Source organism: Mycobacterium sp. URHB0044, assembly GCF_000620625.1.
In the GTDB taxonomy this organism is placed as follows: Bacteria; Actinomycetota; Actinomycetes; order Mycobacteriales; family Mycobacteriaceae; genus Mycobacterium.
In genome coordinates this window covers 1-20,664 of sequence record NZ_JIAW01000021.1, presented here as the reverse complement: position 1 = coordinate 20,664, position 20,664 = coordinate 1, and the positions used below count along the sequence as shown (strand labels likewise).

The window sequence follows — 20,664 nt, the reverse complement described above, 5'->3', positions numbered from 1 at the left end:
GTACCGATGGATACAAGGCCCCCTTCCACACATGTCCAATAGAGGGCCGGTCCCACCGGGCTCAGCGCTGCCGGACGGGGCGCACCACGATCTCGTTGACGTCGACATCGGCCGGCTGGGCCACCGCGAAGGCAACCGCGTCCGCGATGGCCGGCGCAGGAATGGCATTTCGGCGGTAATCGGCCATGACATCCTTGGCGATCGGGTCGGTGATCGTGTTCGCGAGTTCACTCTCGACGACGCCCGGCGATACCGTCGTGACGCGCACCTCTGGCGGCGACTCCAGTCGCAGCCCTTCGGTGATCGCCCACGCCGCGAACTTCGTTCCGCAGTAGACGGCTGCGGTCGGGCTCACCTCGTGAGCGCCGATCGATGCCATCGTGACGAAGTGGCCGCCGCCCTGCGCAGCGAAATGTCCCTGCACCGAAGCTATTCCGTTGAGCAAGCCACGGATGTTCACGTCGATCATGTGATTCCACTCGTCGACGAGGCCGGCGTCGAGCCGCGACAGTGGCATCACGCCGGCGTTGGCGACGAACACGTCGATCCGGCCGTGCCGCGCGACGGCGGCATCCACCGCGGCGCGCGTCGCATCGAGGTCGGTGACGTCGAGCGCGCACGCCTCGACACCGTCGACCGTCGACGCCAACTCGTCGAGCAGATCGGTGCGCCGGGCGGCGGCCACGACGCGGTGGCCGTCGCGGGCCAGTCGCTGCGTGATGGCATGTCCGATGCCACTGCTGGCACCCGTCACGAATACGACCAATTGGGTGGTGGTCACGTCAGTTCCTCCTCGACGATGGCGGTTTTGCATCGATCACCACGCTCGCATCGTCGTCGTGACCGCGGAAGGCCGGACGTTTCCTGGGTGTGCCACACCCAGGCTGGACGGCGGCGGATTCCGTAGCCTGAATCCATGTCCGACACCGACCTGGGCGCCTTCCTGCGGGCACGACGCGCGCAAGTCACACCCGACCAGGCGGGCCTTGCCGCCGACACCCGGCAACGTCGACGGGTCGACGGATTGCGACGCGAAGAGGTCGCGATGCTGGCGGGTCTGAGCCAGGACTACTACACGCGCCTCGAGCAGGGCCGCGAGCGCAACCCGTCGGCACAGGTCGTCGAGGCGCTGGCAGCGGCCCTCCGACTGGCCGGCGATGCCCGCGACCATCTCTTCCGATTGGCCGGAACGACGCCGGCCACGCCCGTCGGCGCCGTCGGCCGGGTAGACCCGGCGCTGATCGAACTGATGGACGCGTGGCCCGACAACCCGGCATTGATCTACAACCGCGCCTATGACGTGTTGGCGGCCAACATGATCGCCGATGCACTGTTCGGCGGCTGGTCGCATTCACGCAACCTCTTGCGGGTCGTGTTCACCGACCCCGGCGCACGCACCTTCTATCGAGACTGGCCCGACGTGGCAGCCGACGCCGTCGCGGGTTTTCGCCTGGGCCATGGCCAGGATCCCGCCGACGCCCGGGTGCGCGAAGTGCTCTCCACGATGTTGGGCGACTCCGAGGAGTTCGCGACGCTGTGGAGTCGGCACCAGGTGCGCGGAAAGGGATTGCGCCAGAAGACCTTCGTGCATCCGAACGTCGGCGAGGTCACGCTGACGATGCAGACCTTCGACGTCCGCTCGAGCCCCGGGCAGGAACTCGTCGTCTATCACGCCGAGCCGGGATCCCGAAGCGCCGAGGCGCTGGCCCTGCTCGGCTCGCTGGCCGCGACCCTTCGCGAATAGACGCGAATAGCGTTGCCTCAGAACAACGTCAGCTCGGGATCGGGGACGACGGGCGGCGGGGGCGCGGCGCGAAACGACCGCTGGTCGCGGTTCAGGCCGTGTCTGGCGATCAACGGCGCCGCCCGCTCGCGCAACAGGTCGCGGTAGTCGGCCGGCAAATAGGCGCCGCGCCGGTACAACTCGCGGTACGTCGCGACCAACTCTGGATACGCACCCGCCAGCCACGCCATGAACCAACCGCGTGTCGAGCCGCGCAGGTGCAAGCCGAACACCGTCACACTCGAGGCGCCTGCGGCGGCGATCTGACCCAACAGCCCGTCGAGGTGCTCGACGGAGTCGGTCAGGGCGGGCAACACCGGCGCGACCATGACGTGGCAGTCCAGCCCCGCATCACGCACCGCGCGGATCAAGTCCAACCTGGCTCGTGGACTTGGCGTGCCTGGCTCGACCCGACGATGAAGTTCGGGATCGCCGACCGCCAGCGAGATCGCCACGCTGACGTCGAGATGTTCGGCCGCAGCCGTGATCAGCCCCAGATCGCGACGCAGCAGGGTGCCCTTGGTGAGGATCGAGAACGGCGTGCCCGAATCAGCCAGTGCCCCAATGATTCCCGGCATCAGCGCGTAACGTCCCTCGGCACGCTGATAGGGATCGGTGTTGGTGCCCAACGCGACGGTTTCCCTGGTCCACGACGGGCGCGACAGCTCCCGGCGGAGCACCTCGGCGACGTTGGTCTTCACCACGACCTGAGTGTCGAAGTCCGCACCGGGATCGAAGTCGAGGTACTCGTGCGTGGGCCGGGCGAAGCAGTATCGGCACGCGTGACTGCACCCACGGTAACCATTGACCGTGAAGCGGAACGGCAGCATGGACGCAGCAGGCACCTTGTTCAGCGCGGACTTGCACAACACCTCGTGAAACGTGATGCCGTCGAACTGCGGTGCGCGCACCGTCCGGACGAAACCGATGCGCTCCAACCCGGGCAGCGCGCCGTCGTCGACGTTGATGCCCTGACCGTCCCACCTCACCCATTCATTCGAACTCCTGTTCGAGCAGATGTCAAGGCGGCTGGGCCCGGCACGACGAAGGGAAGGCGAACAACGCCTTCCCACTCTCAATCTATAGCCGACTAGGGGGCTTGCGACAAGACCCGGGTCATGCCGCAAAATCGCTGCCTCAAGCCAGAACTCGTGAACCCGAGGTAGTGAAATGCGGATGTTGTTGACGACGTGGGGGTCGCGCGGAGACGTCGAGCCGCTGGCAGGACTGGCGGTGGCGTTGCAGGCGCTCGGCGTGGACGTGCGGATGTGCGCACCCCCGGACGAGGAGTTCAGGGTGCTGTTGCAGCGTGCCGGCGTGCCGATGGTTCCGCTGGGTCCGTCCGTGCGCTCGGTGGTCGCCGGCACGAAGCCGCCAACGGCTCAGGACGCCTTCCGGCTCGCTCCCCAACTGGTCGCCGCGCGGTTCGACACGTTCACCGCGGCCGCAGAGGGGTGCGACGCATTGCTGGCGACCGGCCTGATGCCCGCAGGCGCACGGGATGTCGCCGAGAAGCTGGGCATCCCCTATGTGCTTGTCTGCTTCCACACCCTTGGGCTGCCGTCGCGGCACTTCCCGCCCGGGGCGCGGCCGGGCACGCCATCCCCGCGAGGGGAGACCGACAATCGGGTGCTGTGGAACCAGGACGCCGAGAGGGTGAACGCCTTGTACGCCGAGGCACTCAACAGCCATCGAGCGGCGATCGGTCTGCCACCGGTCGACAACGTGCGTGACTACGTCTTCACCGAACGGCCGTGGCTGGCCACGGACCCGACGCTGTGGCCGTGGCATGACAGAACGGACCTCGACGTCGTGCAGACCGGCGCGTGGATCCTGCCCGACGATCGTCCACTCCCGGCCGATCTGGAGGCGTTCCTCGACGCCGGCTCACCACCGGTGTACGTAGGCTTCGGCAGTATCGCCTCGCACGCGCCGAGGGACGTTGGCCGGGTGGCCATCGAGGCGATCCGAGCGCAGGGCCGCCGCGTGCTCCTGGCCCGCGGCTGGGCCGGCCTGACCGCGATCGACGACCGCGACGACTGCTTCGTCGTCGGCGAGGTCAACCAGCAGGCACTGTTCGGTCGGGTGGCCGCCGTCGTGCACCACGGCGGCGCAGGCACCACGACCACGGCTGCGCTGGCCGGCGCGCCGCAGGTGGTGGTACCACAGATAGCGGACCAGCCGTACTGGGCCGGCCGGGTGGCTACGCTGGGTATCGGCGCCGCGCACGACGGTCCGACCCCCAACTTCGAGTCGCTGTCGGGCGCGCTCGCGACGGCACTGGCGACCGAGACCCGTGCCCGCGCGGCTGCCGTGGCGGGCACGATCCGGACCGACGGGGCGACGGTGGCCGCGAAGCTGCTACGTGACTTGGCAACCCGGACACCACCGGTGCCCGCATGAAGATCGTCGACTTTGGAAAACACTAAGGGGCACATGTCAACTCAGGATTACGACGACGACCTGCGGTCCGAGCGAAGCTACGTGACTGGGCTCTACACGCGGCTCGACGCCGAGCGCGCACGAGTGAAGGATAGATACGGCGCGGCACTGCGGAGTCCCATCGACGTCCAGAATGGCGGGACACTCGTCGATCGGGATGCCGAAGTGCGGGCACTGGCCAACCAGATGAAGCGCCTGGACGTGGCGGACAGCGGGCTGTGCTTTGGTCGGTTGGACACCCTTTCGGGCGAACACTTCTACATCGGCCGGATCGGCCTTCTCGACGACGAGAACGAGTACGAAACCCTATTGCTCGATTGGCGGGCGCCGGCAGCACGCGCCTTCTACGTCGCCACCGCGGCCAATCCCGAGAACATGCGCCGGCGCCGTCAGTTCCACACCCTCGGGCGGCACGTGGTCGACTTCACCGACGAGGTGCTCGGCCGCCCCAGTGGTGGCGAGCGAGGGGACGCTGCGCTGCTCGCAGCGGTCAACGCGCCGCGCGGTGATGGGATGCGCGACATCGTGGCCACCATCCAGGCCGAACAGGACCAGATCATCCGGCTCGATCACCCAGGCGTACTGGTGATCGAGGGCGGCCCGGGCACGGGCAAGACCGTGGTCGCACTGCACCGCGTCGCCTACCTGCTCTACACCCAGCGCGAGCGGATGGAGAGCACCGGTGTGCTCGTGGTCGGGCCAAGCCCGGCCTTCCTGAACCACATCGGCCGCGTACTCCCGTCGCTGGGCGAGACCAACGTGGTGTTCATGACCACGGGCGACCTGGTGCCCGGTTTGCACGTCACCGCGGAGGACACCCCCGACGTCGCGCGCCTGAAGGGCTCACTGGAGATCCTGGACGTGCTCGCGGCGGCGATCGCCGATCGGCAGCGGCTGCCGGAGCAACCACTGCCGATCAAGCTCGCGGACGTCACGGTGCGGATCGACGCCGAGGTCGCTCAGTGGGCCAGGGAGGAGGCGCGCGCAAGCGGACTGCCACACAACAAGGCCCGCGCGGTGTTCATCGACGTCGTCACGTGGGCGCTCACCGAACGAGCGATAGCCCACATCGGCCGGGGCTGGTTGAGTCGGGACGACCGCAACGCATGGGAACACCTGCGGGCCGAGCTACTCGACGAGCTCGAGGACCACGATGGATTCACCGCCGCCCTCGATGAACTCTGGCCGGTCTTGACGCCGGAAGCACTGTTGGCAGCGCTGTATTCGTCGCCCGATCGGCTGAACGCCGCGGGTGTCGATCAGGCCTTCTTGCGCACGGACGGCGACGCCTGGACGGTGGCGGACGTGCCGCTGCTCGACGAACTGGTCGACCTGCTGGGCGCTGACGAGTCCGTTGACCTGGCCGCCGAACAGGCACGGAAGGAGGAGGCCGCGTACGCAGCCGGCGTTCTGGACCTCATGGTCAGCCGTGAAGACCTGATGGACGACGAGGATCGCTTGCTCGCCCAGGACATGATCGGCGGCGAGGACCTGGCGGAACGCTTCGTCGAGCGCGACACCCGGGAGCTCGCCGAACGCGCTGCCGCGGACCGAGACTGGACCTACCGGCACGTCGTGGTCGACGAGGCTCAGGAATTGTCCGACATGGACTGGCGCGCGCTGATGCGCCGCTGCCCGGGCAAGTCCTTCACGGTGGTGGGCGACCTCGCCCAACGCCGGTCCGCCGCCGGAGCCACGTCGTGGGACACGATGCTGAAGCCCTACGTTGCCGACCGCTGGGTCTACCGGTCACTCACGGTGAACTACCGCACCCCGGCGGAGATCATGACCGTCGCCGCCGCGCTACTCGCCGAGTTCGCACCCGGGGTCAAGCCACCGGAGTCGGTTCGTGCGTGTGGCGTCCGGCCATGGTCAAGGCACGTAACCGAGGACGAACTACCAACTGCCATCGAGGAATTCGTTCGCGACGAAGCCGCACGCGTTGGCACCAGCGTCGTGATCGGGCCACCGGGAGTCCCCGGCACCGTACCGCCGTCGGAGACGAAGGGCCTGGAATTCGACGCCGTCCTGGTCGTGGAACCGGAACGAATCCTCGCCGAAGGCCCACGCGGCGCGGCCGAGCTGTACGTGGCCCTCACCCGCGCCACGCAGCGCCTCGGTGTCCTGCACCGGGGGCCACTGCCGCAGGCCCTGACCGGGCTCGTCGAAACCGTCACGCCGTGAAGCGAGTGGGCGGCCAATCGTGTTCGCTACTCCTGGGGTCGCTACGCCGTTCGGAGAGAGGATGCGGGCGGGGGCGGACGCGCTCGGGCCGGAAGCCGTAGCCGATCAGCCGGCCGCGGCGACGCCGATAGCGGAGATTGTCGAATTCGCTAGGCTCACTTAACGTTCGAATGACGTGCTTCACACGTCGAGTCCCGCACTACGAGAACGGGTTCCGTGCGTCGCTGCCCGGCCGGCCCGCCGGAGAGTACGTCGATCAGTAGTCGTACCGCATCTCGCCCCATGTCGAACGGATGCGATTCGATCGAGGTAAGCGGAACGTGTAATTCCGCAGTCAGTGCGATGTTGTTGAAGCCGATCAAGGAAACGTCTGCACCCACCCGTAAACCGTGATTGCGGATTGCGCCAGCGGCACCGATCGCAGCGAAGTCGTTGACGGCGAACATCGCCGTCGGCGGCGCGGACGCGTTCAACATCCGGTCGGCGGCGACGTGACCACCGTTGCTGTCGAGACCTGAATACACCACGTTTTCGTCGGGCACGTCGATGCCCGCCTCGCGAAACCGATCGATGAAACCCGCCGGTCTGTCGATGCCGGTACTGGCATGCGGAAGGCCTGCGATGATCCCAACCCGTCGATGCCCCAGGCTCAGAAGATGTTCGGCTGCCATGCGTCCACCGAGGTAGTTGTCACACGTGGCTGCGGGATACTCTCCAACGCTGCGATTGACGAGGACGAATGGCACCTCGCGTTCGGTGAGCTCCTCGAGCACCGTGTGATCGTCCGAGCGTGCGTCACCGAGGATGAGCCCGTCGACTCGACGGTCGAGCATCATCTCAATCCTATTGCGTTGGCCGGAGATTTCGTCCTGGGTGTTCGCCACGAAGGCCGTCACGCCCAGTTCGGCGGCGGCGGCCTCGATGCCCTCGTAGACCGTCGCCAGCACGATGTCGCTCAGCCGCGGCACCAGAACACCAACCAGGTTGCTGCGTCGGGTTCGCAAGCTGGCAGCGTGCGGATTCGGGCGATAATCGACCTCCGCCGCGCGTTTCCGGATTCGCTCGGCGGTTGCGCCGGACGCCGCTCGCTCTCCTTCCCGCATGCCGTTGAGCACCCGCGCCACGGTCGACACGTGCAGGCCCAGATCGTCGGCGATCGATTGCAATGTCGCCGGGCTTGATCGCCTCACTCCTGCCATCCCTTGTTTGCTGGTTCTCTTCATTCGCTCCGACCCTTGACAGCCCACCGAACCGAGGAGCAGTATAGCCCGAACGTTCGGCCCGAACGTTCGGGCAATCGGGTCGGACGTGTCGAACCACTCAACAACCTGTGCCCCTTCACCGGAAGCGAGAACAACATGCCTGGTCAGAGCCCATCAGCCGACGATCTGCGACACAGCCCGGCACGGGTGGCCGTCGTGCAGTTCAACCCTCAGGTCGGAGTCGAGAACCTCAAGGCCAACGCGGAGGCGGTCTATGAACGCCTCAACAAGGCCGTAGCTGCGGGCGCGAACCTGATCGTGCTCCCAGAGCTCGCCACCACCGGATACACGTTCGAGTCCCGCGAAGAGGCCTATGCCCATGCGGAGCTCGTGCCGTCCGGTGCCACGGTGGCGGGATGGGTCGACTTCGCAGCCACGCACGACGTCTACGTCGTGGGATGTCTGCCAGAACTCGACGGAGTCGAGCTATTCGACACCGCCGTGCTCGTCGGTCCCGATGGCTACATCGGCAAGTACCGCAAGACGCACCTGTGGAACGAGGAGAAGCTGTTCTTCTCCCCCGGCAACCTCGGCTATCCGGTGTTCCCCACCAAGATCGGTCGGATCGGCTTGTTGGTCTGTTGGGATATCTGGTTCCCCGAGACCGCGCGCATCGTTGCCCAACAGGGTGCAGACATCATCTGCATCCCCACCGGCTGGGTATGGACGCCGCCTCCGTTGTACGACGCCAGCGGTACCTGTATGGCCGCATATCTGACCATGACGGCAGCGCATGTCAACAACGTGTTCATCGCAACCGCGGACCGCATCGGCACGGAACGCACCTCCGGGTTCATGGGCAACTCCCTGATCGCCGGAACCACGGGCTGGCCCATCGACCGAATTGCGGGGCCAGACGAGGACACCATTCTCTACGCCGACATCGACGTCGTGGCGTCACGCGGCGCACCGATCTGGAATCAGTTCAACGACCTGCTCCGCGACCGTCGCACCGATCTCTACGATCAGCTGCTCGGCTACCGCGGCGGCGCGGCGCTTCCCCGGTAGGGGGCACCGACATGACAACGGCGTCATCAACCCGCCCACACCTCGCCAGTCTCCCGCTGTGGCCGCTCGTCGTCGCCATCTGCCTCCTCGCGGCCCTGGTCTGGAGCGGCAGCGTCGGCACTGTCGCACCGATGTTGAACGTTATCGCTTCTGCCGCAAGCGAACCCAACTTCTACAGCAGTGCGCTGGCCGGACTCGGTCTGCTTGCCGGCGGGACGGTGGCGCATTGGCGGCAGACCAAACAACGATCGTGGCGAGGGTTCGCACAAGCCTGTGGGTCGGGGTTGTGGGTGCCCATGCTGGCCAGCGCCTTGCTGGGCGTGGCCATCAGCAATCTCGCCTGGGGTTGGACGCTGGCCGATGGAAGCTGGCAGCCACTGTTCGTTCCGCTGGCATCGACATCGCCAGCGGTGGTGCTGATGTTCGGCGCCGAGGCAAAGACCGTGTTGACCGGCGGCGTACTGGGCGGTGTCGTCACTCCGCCGCTGTCGATCCTCGGCGCAGACGTCATCTCTCCCCTGGTCGGCGTACCGCCAGTCGCCGGCGTCACCGGCGGCATGGCGCTCGGCGCCACGATTGCCTTTACCGTCTGCCGGCGCCTGCCGTGGCTGCCCGTCCCGCTGCATCTGCAGCGTCGGTCCGAACAGCCAAGCCCGCCGGCGGATGGCAGGCACGGACCCGTATGGGTGTTACGTCGCGCGTTGGCCGACTTTTCGGAGGCACAGTTCTTCGGCAGCGAATGGGCCAGCCTTGGGCTAATCCTCGGAGTCGCGGTGGCCTATCTGCTCGACCCGGCGCTGCCCGCATACGGCTCGGGCCTGTTGCCGCAGATACTTGCCGCGCAAGTGGCCACCGCGGTCATCGCCGTGGCGCTTTGGCGCGGCCAGTGGGTACGGCGGCCCTTCTACCCGACGTTCGTACCGGTGGTGTCCGTCGCACCGGCCTGTGTGCTCACGTACGGGGGCACTGTGGCGTCCATCGTCGCCGGGGCGGTTCTCGGCGCGGTGTTGTGTCCCCCACTGGCGGCCGCCATCTCGTCCCGGCTACCTGCCGACTTCCATCCCTTCATCGGCAACGTCACCGCCATGGCGATCGCCACGTCGCTGATCATCCCTCCCCTACAACTGATCCCAGGATTTCAACCGTGACCGACATCACCGACACCACACTGCTGACCGGGTACTTCCGCCATCACGACATCCACTCGATCGCCGAGGATCTTCGCAACGGAAGCATCACCAGCGTCGAACTCGTTCAGCACAGCCTCGCGACGATCGAGCGGCTCAATCCGGTTCTCAACGCGTTCACCACCGTTGACGCGCGCGCTGCCATGGCTTCCGCAAGCCAGGCCGACGATGAGCTCGCGCGTGGGCATGACCGTGGCTTCCTCCACGGCATCCCCGTGTCAGTGAAGGACATCATCGACGTCGCGGGCGACGCCACCACGTCCGGATCGGCGATCTATCTGAATCGGCGCGTCCACGTGGATGCGGAGTGCGTCCGCAGATTGCGCAACGCCGCTGCCGTCATCGTAGGCAAGAACGTCCTCCACGAGTTCGCCTATGGCGCCACGGGTGACCGTTCCGTGCACGGTGCATCGCGAAATCCGTGGGATCCCACCAAGATCAGCGGCGGATCGAGTGGCGGCGGCGCCGTTGCCGTCGCGGCCGGAATGGTGCCGCTGGCATTGGGTACCGACACCGCGGGGTCCGTGCGCGTCCCGGCCGCACTGTGTGGGGTCGTCGGGTTCAAACCCGCGTTCGGAGCCGTTCCCACCGAGGGCGTCCATCCGCTCGCCGCGTCACTCGACCACGTCGGCGTGTTCACCCGAACCGCCACCGATGCCGCGCGTGCCTACGCAATCATTGCTGCGGATGCGCTTGCGCGCGACGCCGTACCGGCGCGGGTCGCCTGGCTGGATCCGAACTGCATCGGACCGACCGATCCGGCGGTGATCACGGCCGTCCGAGAGTCCATGGACCGCGCAGGCGTTGCGGTCAGCGGCACAGTGCAATTCACCTTCCCCGTAGGCGAATTGTTCTCGGTGTTGAGCACGTTGCAGTCGAGCGAAGCATATTTCGAGCACGCCGAAGACCTCGTTGATCACCGCGACGACATCGACCCCGAAGTCATCGATCGACTCGAACGCGGCCGAGACACACCGGCATGGCAATACGTTCAAGCCGCCCGCAAGCGCCAGGAATTGCGCGCAGTGACCGCCGAATTGTTCGAGCGATTCGAGGTACTGGTGCTGCCAACGGCGCCGACCGTCGCCACGGACGTCGATCAACGCGCACATGCCATCGACGGGCAAGTGGTCGAGGTTCGTTCGGCACTGCTGTCGCTGACTAGCCCATGGAACCTCACCGGTCATCCGGCGCTCACCGTGCCGGTCGGGACGGTCTCAGGTCTGCCGGTCGGGTTGCAACTGGTCGGCATGCCCGGCCGGGAGCACCTGCTCTTTGATCTGGCCGCCCGCGTGGAGCACGGCCGGCAATGAACGACTTCGCCTACACCCGACTGCTACCCACGGGACCGGACTCCGTGTCGTACCGCAGGATCGACACCGATCCGGGCGCGATCCGCACCGTGCGCGCGGCAGAACGCACGTTCATCGATATCAGCCAGACTGCACTGGAGCAACTGGCATTCGAGGCCTACCGCGACGTATCACATCTGCTGCGTACCAGTCACCTTCGTCAGGTCGCCGCCATCCTCGAAGACCCCGAGTCGTCGCCGAACGACCGCTATGTGGCTACCGAACTATTGCGCAACGCCAACGTCGCCGCCGGTGGAGTGCTGCCGATGTGTCAGGACACCGGGACTGCGATCATCCATGCCCATCGCGGTCGCCACGTGCTCACCGATGGGCACGACGCCGAGCACCTTTCGCGCGGCATCGCTCGGGCGTACACCACCCTCAACCTGCGCTATTCCCAACTCGCACCGTTGACGATGTTCGACGAACGAAACACCGGAACCAATCTGCCCGCACAGATCGAAATCCTTGCCGACGGCGACGACGCCTATCGCTTCCTCTTCATGGCCAAGGGATGCGGTAGCGCGAACAAGAGCTTTCTCTTTCAGCAGACGCCCGCCACCTTGAATCGCACGGAGCTCTTCGACTTCGTCCTTGCCAGGGCCGCCGACATCGGCACGTCGGCGTGCCCGCCTTACCACCTTGCGGTCGTGATCGGCGGCACCAGCGCCGAATTCGCTTTGAAGACGGCGAAATTGGCGTCCGCTCACTATCTCGACACCCTGCCCACGTCCGGATCGGACGCCGGCAATGGCTTCCGTGACATTCGGTTCGAGCAGGATATCCTCGACGCCACAAGGGAACTCGGTATCGGCGCGCAGTTCGGAGGGAAGTACTTCTGCCACGACGTGCGCGTGATTCGTTTACCCCGCCACGGCGGATCGTTGCCGATCGCAATGGCGGTGTCGTGCGCTGCGGATCGCCATGTAGTCGGCAAGATAACGTCCGAAGGAGTGTTCCTCGAGCAGCTCGAAACCGACCCGGCGCAGTTTCTCCCCGACGTCGGCGACGCCGCACTCGACCGAGACGTCGTCCGAATCGAACTCGATCACTCACTGAGTCACACCCGCGAGCAGTTGGCCGGTCATCCGGTGGGCACTCGCCTGTCCTTGACCGGGACCTTGGTCGTGGCTAGGGACTTGGCGCACGCCAAGATCCGCGCCCGACTCGACGCGGGTGAACCAATGCCTGAATATCTGCGCCGCTATCCCGTGTACTACGCGGGACCGGCGAAGACGCCCGATGGCTACCCGTCAGGGTCGTTCGGACCGACCACGGCAGGCCGGATGGATTCGTACGTCGACCAGTTTCAGGCTGCAGGCGGATCGATGGTGATGCTGGCCAAGGGAAACCGGTCGGATGCGGTACGGCGCTCCTGTCAAGAGCACGGCGGGTTCTATCTGGGATCCATCGGCGGACCGGCAGCGCGACTCGCCCATGATTGCATCAAGGCGGTTGAAGTCCTCGAGTACGGCGAGTTGGGCATGGAAGCGGTACTGAAGATCGAGGTTGAGGATTTTCCTGCATTCATCGTCATCGACGACAAGGGCAACGACTTCTACGGACGAAGCAATCAACCTCTGCTGACGATTGGCCGAGCGAACCACGACCGTGCGCTAATCAAGGAAGGAGCGAAGTGACACGTACGCATTCGACGAACTCCGAACTGCTCGAGTTGAATCGGGCTGGCACCGCTCTCAGTGCGCTGCGCCGACCCGGAAAGGGCGCACCCGTCCTGATCGTCCCCGGCGTCATGGCAGACGCGGCGACCTGGCGACCGGTGGTCGACTCGATCGATCTACCCAACCCCGTGGTGACGGTCAACCGCCGCGGACGCGTCCCGAGCGGCCCGCTCGGGTCGGACTACTCGGTGCGTGTCGAGGTCGACGACCTCCGCCACGTGATCGCGTCACTGGGCGGAAGGGTTCACCTCTTCGGATGGAGCTACGGCGCGTTGATCGCGCTCGAGACCGCTTTGGACCACGACGGCATCCTGTCGCTGACCGCCTATGAACCGGTGTCCCGGCCCTTCGGCCAAGATGCGGTGGCGCTGTTGCGTGACGCCATTGCCGCCAACGATCTCGACCGCGCCGTCGAACTGGTCAACACCGTTGTTTCCGGCTTCTCGGCCGACCACGTCGCCGAACTGCGCCGCAGCCCAGTCTGGCCGATACTCCTACCCCTGGCACAACCGCTGGCCGAGGAGTTGGCCGCCATCACCGATTACGAGCCAGCGCTCAGCCGATATCGACGAATCGCCGTGCCAACCACGCTGATCCTCGGCGCGCTCAACGAGGGACATCCGCCGTATGGCACCGCGTTCCCCCCGTTCGCTGCCGCGCTGCCACAGGCCGCGATCGTACGGTTGCCCGGTCAAGGGCATCTCGCGCATGCTCAGGCACCGCAGGATCTCGCACGGGCCATCACCGACGCCGTGAAGCGAGTGGGCGGCTAGCTAGACGTCACCACTGCGACAACTGGCACTGCAGGTTGTACGGAGCGTCCTGCTGCACGGCCACTTGCCCGTCGATGGCGATGTCGCAATGTGGATTCGGCGCGGCCTGCCCGCCGTGCGTGGTGCTGCTCACCGTCAGGATCGCCCACTGCGGGTCCGCGAGCGTCGTCTCGAACACCCACGGCACACCGGCGGCCACGTGCACGTTCTCCCGCTTCACGAACGCATAGGCGTCGGCGTTGTACGCCGCCTTGCTGGGAGGCTGACTCGTCAGATAGAAGAGGTCGAAGTCCCCATCGCCTGCCGAGGTGAGCGTGTACCGCACCTGGTGTCCTGCGGGCTCGGCGCTCGACGTGGCCTGGCTGAACGCCAAACCCGCGGACGCCACCAGCGCCGCCGTCCCGAGAGCCGCCCCGACCTTGCTTGTAGCTGTTCGCATGCCAGTCACATCGAGCGACCGTACCGGAGCGTTACACCGCACGGCATCCGTCACCCCGGAATCCAGAGGTCACAGCTCCAAGAGAACGGTAACGGGACCGTCGTTGACGAGCTCCACTGCCATGTCGGCGCCGAAAACCCCCGTCTGCACGTCGGCGCCGAGCAGCCGGAGGGCAGCGGCGAACTCGTCGACGAGCGGTTCGGCGACCGTGCCGGGCGCTGCCGCGTTCCACGTCGGCCTGCGGCCCTTCGTGGTGTTTGCGTAGAGGGTGAACTGACTGACCACCAGGATCGGGGCTCCCACGTCGGCGGCGCTGGCCTCACCGTCGAGAATCCTTAGCCGCCAAAGCTTTTCGGCCATCCGCTTGGCGACGTCGTGGTCGTCGGTGTGGGTGACACCGACGAGCGCCAGCAGTCCCTGACCGTCGGGCCGGATCTCACCGACGACGTCGCCGTCGACCAGCACCCGCGCCGACGAAACCCGTTGCACCAGAACCCGCACGTTCGCCGATGCTGCCATGTCGCGCGGCGGCCGTGGCAGACTCCCGGGCATGACCGCGCCCGACGAGCCGCGCATCCTCGCCGAGGTCGGTGGACTGGTGGTCGCCGAGCGGGGTCCGCTGGTGGTCGTCTTCGACCGCGGGACCGGGCCATGGGCCACCATCGCCTTCGTGCTGGGGGTGCTGGCACTCGTGTTCGGCGGGTTCGGTGCGGTGACGCTAGCACTGGGCGCAAACGGGGATGGGGGCGTGCCCTGGCAGCTCAGCGCGACGTTCCTCGTCGTCGGCATCGTCTTCGCCGGCGGGGTGTTCGCCGTGGTCGGCCGGATCCGGCGCGCCAAAAGGAAACCGCTCGGCGACTACCGGCCCGTGGCGATCTTCGACCGCGCCCGACGGGTATTGGTCGACGCCGACGGCACCGTGGTGGCTCCGTTGGATCAGGTGCGGTTCTCCAGCCGCACGCAGGTGACGTCGAGTTCCCCGATGCTGGTGGTGGTGACGCCCAGCGGTTCGCGAACCCTCAAGCGCGGCAATCCCTTCAACGGCGGCCTCGGAAACCTGGAGCACGTGCTGTCGGCGGCGGTGTTCGGTGGCGCGCGGTAGGCGCCGTCGGTAGCTGCTATCCGTCGAGCATCACGACACCGTCGCGCCATGCGCCGACGACGTCCTCGACATGCTCGTTCACTTGCGCTCGAGCCGATTCGCGGTCAACACCCGCCATGAGCAGATCGTCGTAGTCGGTGTCGACGTGGCGGACGGAGGCGACGACGGCGAGGAGTACGGCGTTGCGGTCCAGGGCTCGTCCAGCGGCGCTTCGTCCGACCCGGCCGCTACCGCGCGCCGCGGCGTGAAGTGCGATGGCCTCTGCGCGGTCGACCGGACACCCCGGGAATTGCTCGTGGATGGCGGCGGCGAACTCCCCACGGAAGCGCCGGTCCTGGTCGACCCGTCGGCTCTGATCCCGTGTTCGGCGGAGCTCGCGCGCGTCGGCGTCGGACAGGCATTCTCGCGCAGCCTGTTCGACCGCGGCCGGCTCGGCCAGGATGCCTTGGCGCTCAAAACGATTGCGTCGCGTGCTCCAGCGCACCACGACGGCAGATAGTCGGCTGGCCTTCCTGGCGCGCCGGGTGAGCGCGGCGTCGCCGGAAGGCAGAAACTCGAGGTGGCCGAGGTCGGCGCAGTCCAGACACACTGCACCTGCCTTGTCCTCGAGAAGCAAGTCACCGGCGTCGCCACACGATGCGCACGCGAATGCGTTGTGCGGAGAGATCACGGTGATCCCTCGCCGACGTGTTGGGCGCTCGACGACTGCGTCGGCGATCCGTGCCACTCGGGTTTCGATCCTTGCCATAGCGAGGTCGACGTTACGTTGGCGGTGCGACAGATTGGGCCAGCGTCAGGCCAAGCGGGCCAGCACGTCGTCGACCACGGCGTCCGCGGCGACGTCGACCTGCTCCCCCGTCGCCAGATCCTTCACACCGACGGTGCCCGCCTCGATGTCGCGGTCACCGGCCACCAGTGCGACCGACGCGCCGGAGCGGTCGGCAGCGCGCATGGCGCCCTTGAGTCCGCGGTCGCCGTAGGCGAGGTCGGCGCGCACGCCCCTGGCCCGCAGCGCCGAAACCACCTTGACCAGCTCCAGCTTGGCGGCGTCGCCGAGCGGCACAGCGAACACGTCGACGGCACTGGTCGCCCCGACCGTCTTGCCCTCGGCCTTCAGCGCCAGCAGGGTGCGGTCGACGCCGAGCCCGAACCCGATTCCGGACAGGTCCTTGCCGCCGAGTTGGCGCATCAGTCCGTCGTACCGGCCGCCGCCGCCGATCCCCGACTGCGCGCCCAGCCCGTCGTGGACGAACTCGAACGTGGTCTTGGTGTAGTAGTCCAGCCCGCGCACCATCCGGGGGTTGATCACGTACGGCACGGCCAGCGCGTCGAGATGCGCCAGGACGGTGTCGAAGTGCTGCTTGGCAACGTCGGAGAGATGATCGAGCATCACCGGCGCGTCGGCCGTCATCTCGCGGACGTGCGGACGCTTGTCGTCCAGCACCCGCAGCGGGTTGATCTCGGCGCGCTTACGGGTGTCCTCGTCGAGGTCCAGCTTGAACAGGAAGTCCTGCAACAGTTCTCGGTACTGCGGGCGGCACGTGTCGTCGCCCAACGACGTGATTTCGAGGCGGAAGCCGGTCAGGCCCAGCGACCGGAACCCGGCGTCGGCGACGGCGATCACCTCGGCGTCCAACGCGGGGTCGTCGACGCCGATGGCCTCGATGCCGACCTGCTGCAACTGCCGGTAGCGCCCCGCCTGGGGGCGCTCGTAGCGGAAGAAGGGACCCGAGTAGGCGAGCTTCGCCGGCAGCGGCCCACGGTCGATGCCGTGTTCGATCACCGCCCGCATCACCCCGGCCGTGCCCTCCGGCCGCAACGTGACCGACCGCTCGCCGCGGTCGGCGAACGTGTACATCTCCTTGCTCACGACGTCGGTGGACTCGCCCACCCCCCGCGCGAAGAGGGCGGTGTCCTCGAAGATCGGTAGTTCGACGTAGCCGTAGCCCGCCAGCCGCGCAGCCTCGAGAAGGCCGTCACGGACCGCGACGAATTGCGCCGACTCGGGCGGCAGGTAATCCGGGACGCCCTTGGGCGCTTGAAACTCAGTCACTTGGACAAGCCTTCGAGGAACGGGTTGGACCGGCGCTCGGCGCCGATGGTGGTCTTGGGGCCGTGCCCAGGTAGTACCACGGTGTCGTCGTCGAGCACCAACAGTTTTGTCACGATGGAGTCGAGGAGGTCGCGGCCGCTGCCACCCTCGAGGTCGGTACGGCCGACCGACTGCTTGAACAGGGTGTCACCGGTGAAGACCAGCTCGTCGGGTGACTGGGTCACCCGGAACACCACCGAACCCTTGGTGTGACCCGGCGTGTGGTCGACGGTCACCGTGATGCCGCCCAGTTCGATCTTGTCGCCGTCGCGGTCCAGCTCGACGACCTGACGCGGCTCGCGGAACAGTGCCCCCAAGGCGACCTGGGCGAGCCGGGGACCGAAGCCCCTGATCGGATCGACGAGCATGTGACGGTCGTCGGGGTGGACGAACACCGGGCAGCCATAGGCGTCGGCGACCTTCTGTGCCGACCACATGTGGTCGATGTGGCCGTGGGTCAGGAGCACGGCCGCGGGGGTCAGCCGATTCTCGTCGAGGATGCGCCGCAACGGACCGAACGCCCGCTGGCCGGGATCGACGACCAGGGCGTCGGCACCCGCGTGCGGAGCGAGGACGTAGCAGTTGCACTGCAACATCCCCGCAGGAAACCCCGTGAGCAACACGTCGCCCAGTTTCCCACTTCGCATTCCCGTGGGTCGCAGCGCCTACGCTCAGCAATGCCTGGCACACTCGGTGCCGATTGCGAGCATGGTCGCCGTACTGGCGATGGAAGACGATCACGAGGAGGACTGCTGCGGTGCCTACCAACGAGCAGAGGCGGGCGACGGCCAAGCGCAAACTCGAGCGGCAGCTGGAGCGCAGGGCAGCCAAGGCTCGCAGGCGTCGACTCCTCACGATCATCGGCTCCGCCGTCGGCGCCGTACTGGTGATCGCCGCCGTGGTGACCACCATCGTCGTCACCAACAAGGGCCACAACAGCAACACCGCCTCGGCTGAGACCCCCGCGCCGTCCAGCTCGGCCCTGCCGGCACCACCGGCGGACGGAAAGCTCCCGCCGTTCACCGCGCCCGCCGACCTCGGTGCGGACTGCCAGTACCCGGCAGCCGGAGCGGCCAGCAAGAAGGTCAATCCCCCGCGCACCGGCAAGGTGCCGACCGATCCACCGCAGGTCAGCGCCAGCATGTCGACGAACCAGGGCAACATCGGCCTGCAGCTGGACAACGCCAAGGCGCCCTGCACGGTCAACAGCTTCGCGAGCCTGGCTCAGCAGGGTTACTTCAACGACACCCCCTGTCACCGGCTCACCACCGGCGGCCTCGCCGTCCTGCAGTGCGGCGACCCGACCGGTCAGGGCACCGGCGGACCCGGCTACCAGTTCGTCAACGAATACCCGACCAACCAGTACCAGCCGGACAACCCCGCTCTGCAGCAGCCGGTGCTGTACCCGCGCGGCACGCTCGCCATGGCCAACGCCGGACCGGGAACGAACGGCAGCCAGTTCTTCCTGGTGTATCAGGATTCGCAACTGCCGCCGAACTACACCGTGTTCGGCACCATCGATCAGACGGGTCTGGCCACACTGGACAAGATCGCCGCGGCCGGTATCGAAGGCGGCGGCGCGGACGGCAAGCCTGCGCAGCCAGTTCAGGTCAAGTCGATCCTGCTGGACTGACACCACTTCACGCCGTGAGCCTGCCGCCTTCGCCGTACGGCGAGTACCCGCCGCCTCCTCCTGCACCGCCGTACGGCTATTACGGCGAGCCGCAGCCACGGCCCACGAACGGTCTGGCGATCGCGTCGCTGGTCTGCGCGTTCCTGTTCGCACCCCTGGGCATCGTCTTCGGCCACATCTCGTTGTCGCAGATCAAGCGCACCGGCGAAGAGGGCCGCGGGATGGCCATCGCGGGGCTGGTGATCAGCTATCTGGTGACAGTCATCACCGTGTTCGCCGTGGTGGCCGTCATCGCCGTCGCGGCACTGGCGGTCCAGCTGAGCGACAAGCTCGACAGCCCGTACGGGACCTACCCCGGCACGCCCGCAGGCCCCGAGCCGGGCACCCCGCTACCGGCCTTCAAGCCGCCCACCACACTGGGTTCCAACTGCCAGTACCCGGCCACCACCGAGCCGGCCAGCAAGCCCAACACACCGCCGAAGATCGGACGGGTGCCGACCACACCGGCGACGATCGACGCAACGATCGTCACGGGCGACGGCGCGATCGGCGTCCAGCTCGACAACGCCAAGGCACCGTGCACCGTCAACAGCTTCGTCAGCCTCGCGCAGCAGGGTTACTTCGACAAAACCCCGTGCCACCGTCTGACCACGTCGGAAACTCTCGGCGTGCTGCAGTGCGGCGACCCCACCGGTAAGGGCACGGGCGGACCGGGCTACCGGTTCCCAAACGAGTACCCCACCAACCAGTACCGGCTCTCCGATCCCGCGCTAAAGGTGCCGGTGCTCTACCCGCGCGGCACACTCGCCATGGCCAACGCCGGGCCGGGCACCAATGGGAGCCAGTTCTTCGTGGTGTACCGCGACTCGACCCTGCCGCCGACCTACACCGTCTTCGGCACGGTCGACGAGACAGGCTTGGCGGTCGTGGAGAAGATCGCCGCACGCGGGGTGCAGGGCGGCGTGGACGATGGCAAGCCCACGGCGGACGTGACGGTCGAGTCGGTCCGCCTGGACTAGGCCACGCGCTCGCGATCGCGGTGGGACGCGTGCACCGCCCGCTTGGCGCCGACGTCAAATGCGCCGTTCTTCGCTGGTGAAAGCCCTAGTCTGAGGCATCGGGGTGGACGGCCCGAGAGATCGGCGGTGCTCGATGACGGCTGGCGTGGCGTGCGAGTCGTGCGGCACGGGCGTGCGGGACAACGCTCGGTTCTGCGACACATGCGGGTCACAGCTGGTGCCGGTCGATACGGCAGCGAAGTACAAGCAGGTGACGGTGCTCTTTGCCGACGTGGTGCGCTCGATGGACGTCGCGGCTGCCTTGGACATCGAGCGGTTGCGCGAGGTCATGACCGAAGTCGTGGAGCGTTCGGCCGCGGTGATAACCCGCTACGGCGGGACCGTGGAGTACACCGGCGATGGGGTGATGGCTCTGTTCGGCGCCCCAACGGCGTTGGAGGATCACGCCTTTCGGGGATGTCTGGCCGCCCTGGCGATCCAGCAGGAGGCGAACCGGTTGGCGGCCGAGGTGGCGCGCCGCGATGGCATCGACCTCCAAGTGCGGGTGGGCCTGAATTCGGGCCGGGTGATCGCCGGTGACATGGGCTCTGGGTCGCTGGGGTACGCCGCGACCGGCGAGCCGGTCGGGTTCGCCCAGCGGATGGAATCCGTGGCGCCCCCTGGCGGGGTGATGCTGTCCGAGTCGACCGCACGGCTGGTCGAACAC

Annotated in this window: 20 protein-coding genes; 12 read left to right on the top strand and 8 right to left on the bottom strand. The window is 67.1% G+C overall.

The window, feature by feature from the left end; all coding sequences use genetic code 11:
* Nucleotides 1–61: 61 nt before the first annotated feature.
* Nucleotides 62–781, bottom strand: coding sequence for an SDR family oxidoreductase (locus N536_RS0129555; RefSeq protein ID WP_029116916.1), 720 nt, complete (start codon nucleotides 779–781; stop codon nucleotides 62–64).
* 135 nt (nucleotides 782–916) lie between these two features.
* Between N536_RS0129555 and N536_RS0129550 the strand changes: the two genes are divergently transcribed.
* Nucleotides 917–1,744 carry a helix-turn-helix domain-containing protein gene (locus N536_RS0129550; RefSeq protein ID WP_029116915.1) on the top strand — a complete coding sequence of 276 codons (828 nt, stop codon included), beginning with the start codon at nucleotides 917–919 and terminating at the stop codon, nucleotides 1,742–1,744.
* 17 nt (nucleotides 1,745–1,761) lie between these two features.
* Here N536_RS0129550 and N536_RS0129545 read toward each other — a convergent pair whose 3' ends face one another.
* Complete coding sequence (locus tag N536_RS0129545; RefSeq protein WP_029116914.1) at nucleotides 1,762–2,772, bottom strand: Rv2578c family radical SAM protein; 1,011 nt, start codon at nucleotides 2,770–2,772, stop codon at nucleotides 1,762–1,764.
* Nucleotides 2,773–2,953: 181 nt separating this feature from the next.
* On the opposite strand from N536_RS0129545, the gene N536_RS0129540 reads away from it, so the two are divergent.
* The gene (locus N536_RS0129540) at nucleotides 2,954–4,186 is read left to right on the top strand and encodes a glycosyltransferase (protein WP_029116913.1); all 1,233 of its coding nucleotides are present in this window, start codon (nucleotides 2,954–2,956) and stop codon (nucleotides 4,184–4,186) included.
* 33 nt (nucleotides 4,187–4,219) lie between these two features.
* Entirely contained in the window at nucleotides 4,220–6,409 is a 2,190-nt protein-coding gene (gene helR, locus N536_RS0129535; protein WP_029116912.1) for an RNA polymerase recycling motor ATPase HelR, read from the top strand.
* A gap of 155 nt (nucleotides 6,410–6,564) precedes the next feature.
* Here the strand turns inward: helR and N536_RS0129525 are convergent, their stop codons facing one another.
* On the bottom strand, nucleotides 6,565–7,599 hold the full coding sequence (locus tag N536_RS0129525) for a substrate-binding domain-containing protein (RefSeq protein ID WP_029116911.1): 1,035 nt from the start codon (nucleotides 7,597–7,599) through the stop codon (nucleotides 6,565–6,567).
* Between the two features lie 168 nt (nucleotides 7,600–7,767).
* Between N536_RS0129525 and N536_RS0129520 the strand changes: the two genes are divergently transcribed.
* From N536_RS0129520 to N536_RS0129500, 5 genes are read left to right on the top strand one after another with little or no spacing between them, the layout of a single operon-like run.
* Nucleotides 7,768–8,679, top strand: coding sequence for a nitrilase family protein (locus tag N536_RS0129520; RefSeq protein ID WP_036438124.1), 912 nt, complete (start codon nucleotides 7,768–7,770; stop codon nucleotides 8,677–8,679).
* 11 nt (nucleotides 8,680–8,690) lie between these two features.
* Entirely contained in the window at nucleotides 8,691–9,827 is a 1,137-nt protein-coding gene (locus tag N536_RS0129515) for a hypothetical protein (protein ID WP_029116909.1), read from the top strand.
* Nucleotides 9,824–11,179, top strand: a complete 1,356-nt coding sequence (locus N536_RS0129510) for an amidase (RefSeq protein WP_036438088.1) — start codon at nucleotides 9,824–9,826, stop codon at nucleotides 11,177–11,179. Before N536_RS0129515 ends, N536_RS0129510 begins: the two co-directional genes overlap by 4 nt.
* Nucleotides 11,176–12,858 (top strand): FumA C-terminus/TtdB family hydratase beta subunit, encoded by a 1,683-nt coding sequence (locus N536_RS39835; protein WP_051574853.1) that lies wholly within the window; start codon nucleotides 11,176–11,178, stop codon nucleotides 12,856–12,858. Before N536_RS0129510 ends, N536_RS39835 begins: the two co-directional genes overlap by 4 nt.
* Nucleotides 12,855–13,673 (top strand): alpha/beta fold hydrolase, encoded by an 819-nt coding sequence (locus tag N536_RS0129500; protein ID WP_064751599.1) that lies wholly within the window; start codon nucleotides 12,855–12,857, stop codon nucleotides 13,671–13,673. The genes N536_RS39835 and N536_RS0129500 overlap by 4 nt, the downstream gene beginning before the upstream one ends.
* A gap of 7 nt (nucleotides 13,674–13,680) precedes the next feature.
* Here the strand turns inward: N536_RS0129500 and N536_RS0129495 are convergent, their stop codons facing one another.
* Complete coding sequence (locus tag N536_RS0129495; RefSeq protein ID WP_155948793.1) at nucleotides 13,681–14,112, bottom strand: hypothetical protein; 432 nt, start codon at nucleotides 14,110–14,112, stop codon at nucleotides 13,681–13,683.
* A gap of 69 nt (nucleotides 14,113–14,181) precedes the next feature.
* The gene (gene dtd, locus N536_RS0129490) at nucleotides 14,182–14,613 is read right to left on the bottom strand and encodes a D-aminoacyl-tRNA deacylase (protein ID WP_029116905.1); all 432 of its coding nucleotides are present in this window, start codon (nucleotides 14,611–14,613) and stop codon (nucleotides 14,182–14,184) included.
* A 49-nt stretch (nucleotides 14,614–14,662) separates the two neighbouring features.
* On the opposite strand from dtd, the gene N536_RS42690 reads away from it, so the two are divergent.
* The gene (locus tag N536_RS42690; RefSeq protein WP_029116904.1) at nucleotides 14,663–15,214 is read left to right on the top strand and encodes a phage holin family protein; all 552 of its coding nucleotides are present in this window, start codon (nucleotides 14,663–14,665) and stop codon (nucleotides 15,212–15,214) included.
* A gap of 16 nt (nucleotides 15,215–15,230) precedes the next feature.
* Here the strand turns inward: N536_RS42690 and N536_RS0129480 are convergent, their stop codons facing one another.
* The 3 genes from N536_RS0129480 to N536_RS0129470 are packed head-to-tail and all read right to left on the bottom strand — an operon-like array spanning nucleotide 15,231 to nucleotide 17,929.
* Complete coding sequence (locus tag N536_RS0129480) at nucleotides 15,231–15,962, bottom strand: DUF2293 domain-containing protein (protein WP_051574852.1); 732 nt, start codon at nucleotides 15,960–15,962, stop codon at nucleotides 15,231–15,233.
* A gap of 45 nt (nucleotides 15,963–16,007) precedes the next feature.
* The gene (gene hisS, locus N536_RS0129475) at nucleotides 16,008–17,267 is read right to left on the bottom strand and encodes a histidine--tRNA ligase (RefSeq protein ID WP_029116902.1); all 1,260 of its coding nucleotides are present in this window, start codon (nucleotides 17,265–17,267) and stop codon (nucleotides 16,008–16,010) included.
* Nucleotides 17,264–17,929, bottom strand: coding sequence for an MBL fold metallo-hydrolase (locus N536_RS0129470; RefSeq protein ID WP_029116901.1), 666 nt, complete (start codon nucleotides 17,927–17,929; stop codon nucleotides 17,264–17,266). The genes hisS and N536_RS0129470 overlap by 4 nt, the downstream gene beginning before the upstream one ends.
* 134 nt (nucleotides 17,930–18,063) lie before the next feature.
* On the opposite strand from N536_RS0129470, the gene N536_RS0129465 reads away from it, so the two are divergent.
* The 3 genes from N536_RS0129465 to N536_RS39825 form a co-directional block, all read left to right on the top strand.
* Nucleotides 18,064–18,939, top strand: a complete 876-nt coding sequence (locus N536_RS0129465; RefSeq protein WP_029116900.1) for a peptidylprolyl isomerase — start codon at nucleotides 18,064–18,066, stop codon at nucleotides 18,937–18,939.
* Between the two features lie 14 nt (nucleotides 18,940–18,953).
* The gene (locus N536_RS0129460; protein ID WP_029116899.1) at nucleotides 18,954–19,958 is read left to right on the top strand and encodes a peptidylprolyl isomerase; all 1,005 of its coding nucleotides are present in this window, start codon (nucleotides 18,954–18,956) and stop codon (nucleotides 19,956–19,958) included.
* Nucleotides 19,959–20,091: 133 nt separating this feature from the next.
* Nucleotides 20,092–20,664: adenylate/guanylate cyclase domain-containing protein (locus N536_RS39825; RefSeq protein ID WP_036438085.1), on the top strand; the 573-nt coding region annotated here is incomplete at its 3' end.